Consider the following 4417-nt stretch of genomic DNA (forward strand, 5'->3'; position numbering starts at 1 on the left):
AACACCGCTTCGGTATTTCCAACCGGCTCAGCTACCATCAAGTAGACCTAAAAAAGCCGCCTTGTTGTGCCGTGCCAATGAGGCGGCAATTATTTTATAAGTCTATGGATTTTTTGTTGAATATCTTTATATAGGATGCTATTTTAGCAAATTAATTTTCATATAAAAGGAAGTTTAAATGATGAAAATCGGAATTGGGAATTTAATTGTTTTGGTTTTTGCTCTAAGCTGCGTTGGCACAGATTTCATCACTGACCCTCCTGATGAAATGACCAGTATGGAAGTAACAGGTGATAGCCGCACCGGGATGTTTGTGCAAAAACCCGGATCCTCTTATAATGTGAGAGGTACAGCAACGCTCGAAAAGCAAGGAAACGGTAACTTGATGCTGAATTTTGGTAGTGATTTTTCATCTAGCAATGGCCCGGGGCTGGCAGTGTTCTTGTCTACCACAAGTGGGAGAAACTCAGGCAGCTTAAACCTTGGGAATTTACAGCGTACTTCGGGGAATCAGGATTACTCTGTATCGGGAAATGTTGAACTTGGCGATTTTGATTGGGTTATCATCCATTGTGTGCCATTTAATATCACGTTCGGCTTTGCTGAATTAAAATAAGTGAATAGGAGTTTCCCGTGAAAAAATGTATAGTTTATTTTTGTTTACTATTTTTATTTCTGTCCTCGGCTAATCAAGTGGGCGCAGGTGCATGGACACAAAAGCGCGGCAAGGGATTTTACAAACTATCTTTCAGGCTCATTCGCGCCGACCAATTCTATGAGCCGACCGGTAATAAAATTGATATTCCGACTTTAAGCGATTACACGACGACTTTTTATGGAGAATACGGGTTGACTGCTCGGCTGACTTTGGTGGCCAATGTGCCGATGTTTAAACGGGTCACCTTAAATAAGCAAGTCGGGAGCAACAGCGGATTTGTTTTTTTTGAGGGCGACTCAAAGTCCGGGGTTGCTGATTCGGAGGTTGGCGTACGGTTTGGTTTATTGCGAGGCGGCAGCTCGGTTTTAAGCGCTGAAATTTTGTTTGGACTGCCGATCGGAGATGACAGCCAAACCAATGGTCTCCTAACCGGCGATGGTGAGTTCAATCAACTCATCAAAGCACAGTTTGGGCATTCGTTCTATCCTAAACCGCTCTACTTCTCCGCTGAGTTTGGATTCAACAATCGAACGAAAGGGTATTCAGATGAATGGCATTATGCTGCTGAAATCGGCTATACATTTAGCAATAAATTCTTAGTTAGCTTTAAGCTTCGCGGCGTCGAATCTCGCAAAAACGGGAATGATACAGTTGTGGGCGGGATGGGCGGTTTATTTGCGAACAACCAGAGTTATCTCTCCTATGGCCCTGAAGTCAGTTACATAATAAATGAAACTTTTGGAATTTCAGCGGGAATCGAAAGCGCCACCCGAGCTGAAAACGTACTGTCTGCACCGGCATTTTCATTTGGAGTTTTTGTTAGGAGATAGCATGGTGTAACGCAAACGTCTCGTTTGCGCCTCAATCGAGTCGCTTGGGTTTTTAGATGTTATTGAATTTTTTTATTTGTAACGCAAACCTCCGGGTTTGCGAAGTTCTCAATCGAAGACGATTGAGTTACAAATTTTTTGATAGGAGATAAAAGTATGGCAGCGATTAAAATTCCAAAAGCCTGGGAAATCGCAGAACAAAATGCTACTCCCGAAGATGTTTACCTTAACCGGCGGCAATTTATCAAGAAATTGGGTTATTCAGGTTTGGGCGCCTGGGGCTTGGCCATGGGCTGCTTTAATAATTCCCCGGAAGCCGGCGCACAAGATACCAGCGGCGAAGTTCGCAGAAGCATCCCCAGGCCAAGTCCGCCGTATCCCGTGTCTGGAAATTCTAAATATACTGTCGATCGACCCATCACAACGGAAGAGATCGCTGCTTCTTATAACAATTTTTACGAGTTTACAACAGATAAAGGTAGAGTCTGGAGACTTGCAGAGAAGTTTGAAACGCGGCCATGGGAAATCGAGGTCACAGGGCACGTTCATAAAAAACGCACTTTTGATATCGATGATTTAATTAAACTCTTTCCTTTAGAAGAACGCGTTTACCGTTTTCGCTGTGTGGAAGCCTGGTCGATGACCGTGCCCTGGATCGGTTTCCCCTTCAAGAAGTTCATCGACGAAGTGCAACCAACTTCAAATGCGAAGTATGTTCGCATGGTTACTTTCTTGCGCCCCGAGCAAGCGATCGGCCAAAAAACTCAAAGTTGGTATCCCTGGCCGTATTACGAAGGCCTGACCATGGCAGAAGCGATGAACGAGCTGACGATGATGGTTACAGGAATCTACGGACATGCGCTGCCGACTCAGCACGGTGCCCCAATTAGATGTATTACGCCGTGGAAGTACGGTTATAAAAGTATAAAATCGATTGTGAAGATCGAGTTTGTCAGCGAGCAGCCAAAGACATTCTGGAATGATCTGGCGCCGAATGAATATGGCTTTTTCTCAAATGTCAACCCGAAAGTGCCGCATCCACGCTGGTCACAGGCAACCGAGCGGGTCATCGATACCGGCAAGCGAATCCCGACTTTGCCGTACAATGGATATGGGGAGTTTGTGGCAAATCTGTACAAGAGTTAGTTGCGAGTTCAAAAGGAAAACCCGAACCCGAAACCTGATCTTCCCCGTTGTTGTGGAGTCATTTTTCCTTATACCTTTTTTCCCTCCAAAAAGGATAAACAAACCGCCTAAGCACACCATCCGGGTAGGTTGTTTCCATATCTTTAAAGCCCAGCTTTTTGGGTTTTTCTTCGTCATCCGGCCAATAAACTGTTTTAAAAATCCAGTCCCAGACACTTAAGACGATGCCGAAGTTTTGGCCGCCTTTACCATGGAGTTCAACGTCGTGATGCCAGACATGCATTTTAGGTGAATTAATCACGTACTTAAAAGGACCCCAGTTAATCGGCAAATTCGCATGGTTGAGGTCTTGCATGAGTGTGCCAATTATGGCAATGATGAGAATGACAGTCCCGTCTATGCCAAGAATAACGAGCGGCAAATAGGAAAGCGTTTTATAGACAATGACTTCTGCCCAATGAAAGCGGAAATTTCCAATCCAATCCAACTCTTCGATGCTGTGGTGCAGCTTGTGAAATTCCCAAAGCCACGGAACGTTATGCAGCAAGCGGTGAATATTCCACTCGATAAAATCTTTTAAAATAAAAAATATGATGAACTGGGCCCAGAGTGGCGCGTCGGCCAGAAATGCTAAAGATTCGGGAACGGGCACGCCGAGTTGGTACAGGAAGGTATTAAAAAGATTCACAACATACCCGGTAAAGATCGCCATGAGGAGTCCGAGATAATGACCATTAAAAACAAGCCAAAGCACATCCTGCCGGAACCCCCTGCGAAAAACTTTCTGTTGTGGCCGCCAGGGAGCGATGCGTTCAAGTAGAAAGCAGAATAGAGAAATACCGGTTAACCAGAAATAGTATTGTGCGTAAATCGGCATGGTTTCGAACTCTATGTCTTTTTAAACTTCTAAGTGAGTTATGGTGAGAGGTGACGAATTCGTTTGATCCGTTCCTTTATTGTATTGGTTATATCTCCTTCAATTTTCCCACTAAATACTAAGACCCCATCTTTCAACTTTAAAGATTCTACATTAGATTCAGGTTTGAGAATTATTTTTTCTCCTTCTTCCTCCAATTGCATGATTTCTCCCGGTCTTGGCCCAAATTTTGTCTAATCGATTTTGGGATGAGACTCTACCGAATCTGTCTAATCTTGTTTGCATTTCCATTCCTTTTTTTGCCAAAGTAGTAATAAGATTGCCAAAAAACAAATCAGTTATTTAAAAGAATTAAGTGTCCCATTTTTTGATTCAGAATTGTTTGGGCCGCCATGATGCAATGCGTTCAAGCAGAAAACATAAAAGGGAAATTCTTGTTAGCAAGAAATATATTGGGCTTAGATTGGCATGGATTAACCTGCATTATTCTGAAATTCTGATGAGGTATGTTCGTAGTACAGCCTTTAGGCTGCCATGAGCACGCTAAAGCGTGAACTACAAACTATGTCATCTCTACTTTTGACAGGTTGCTATTGTTGTTTTGTACCTAAAATGCAGGTCATGAATAATGCAGGTTAATGGCCTATTTTAAGTTTCCAGTTGAATCTAAACTTATTTCGAAGATTTTCAAGTAAATTAGGATTTTTGGAGAATGGGGAAAAGTAAACCAATAAGCGATCTTCACACTAAACCTTTCTGCGATTAATCAGGTCAAAGATAGAAAAGGAGAATCCAAATGAAAAAATCGACAAAACTAGGCGCAGGTTGGTTAGTTACCCTTCTTTTCGTTTCAGCATTATTAGTGACGAGTTCATCTGCTTTCCAGAAAAATGAGTTTGAGGCAAC

Annotated in this window: 5 protein-coding genes; 3 read left to right on the forward strand and 2 right to left on the reverse strand. The window is 42.9% G+C overall.

What is annotated here, in order from left to right:
• Positions 1–178: 178 nt before the first annotated feature.
• The 3 genes from IH879_20295 (at position 179) to msrP (ending at position 2634) form a co-directional block, all read left to right on the forward strand.
• Entirely contained in the window at positions 179–616 is a 438-nt protein-coding gene (locus IH879_20295; GenBank protein ID MCH7677269.1) for a DM13 domain-containing protein, read from the forward strand.
• 17 nt (positions 617–633) lie between these two features.
• On the forward strand, positions 634–1488 hold the full coding sequence (locus IH879_20300) for a hypothetical protein (GenBank protein ID MCH7677270.1): 855 nt from the start codon (positions 634–636) through the stop codon (positions 1486–1488).
• Between the two features lie 156 nt (positions 1489–1644).
• Positions 1645–2634, forward strand: coding sequence for a protein-methionine-sulfoxide reductase catalytic subunit MsrP (gene msrP, locus IH879_20305; protein MCH7677271.1), 990 nt, complete (start codon positions 1645–1647; stop codon positions 2632–2634).
• A gap of 58 nt (positions 2635–2692) precedes the next feature.
• On the opposite strand, the gene IH879_20310 is transcribed toward msrP, so the two are convergent.
• Both IH879_20310 and IH879_20315 read right to left on the reverse strand, forming a co-directional pair.
• On the reverse strand, positions 2693–3511 hold the full coding sequence (locus tag IH879_20310; protein ID MCH7677272.1) for a sterol desaturase family protein: 819 nt from the start codon (positions 3509–3511) through the stop codon (positions 2693–2695).
• 38 nt (positions 3512–3549) lie between these two features.
• Positions 3550–3714 (reverse strand): hypothetical protein, encoded by a 165-nt coding sequence (locus IH879_20315; GenBank protein MCH7677273.1) that lies wholly within the window; start codon positions 3712–3714, stop codon positions 3550–3552.
• Positions 3715–4417 lie beyond the last annotated feature (703 nt).

This window comes from candidate division KSB1 bacterium, from assembly GCA_022562085.1.
Classification (GTDB): Bacteria; Zhuqueibacterota; Zhuqueibacteria; order Oceanimicrobiales; family Oceanimicrobiaceae; genus Oceanimicrobium.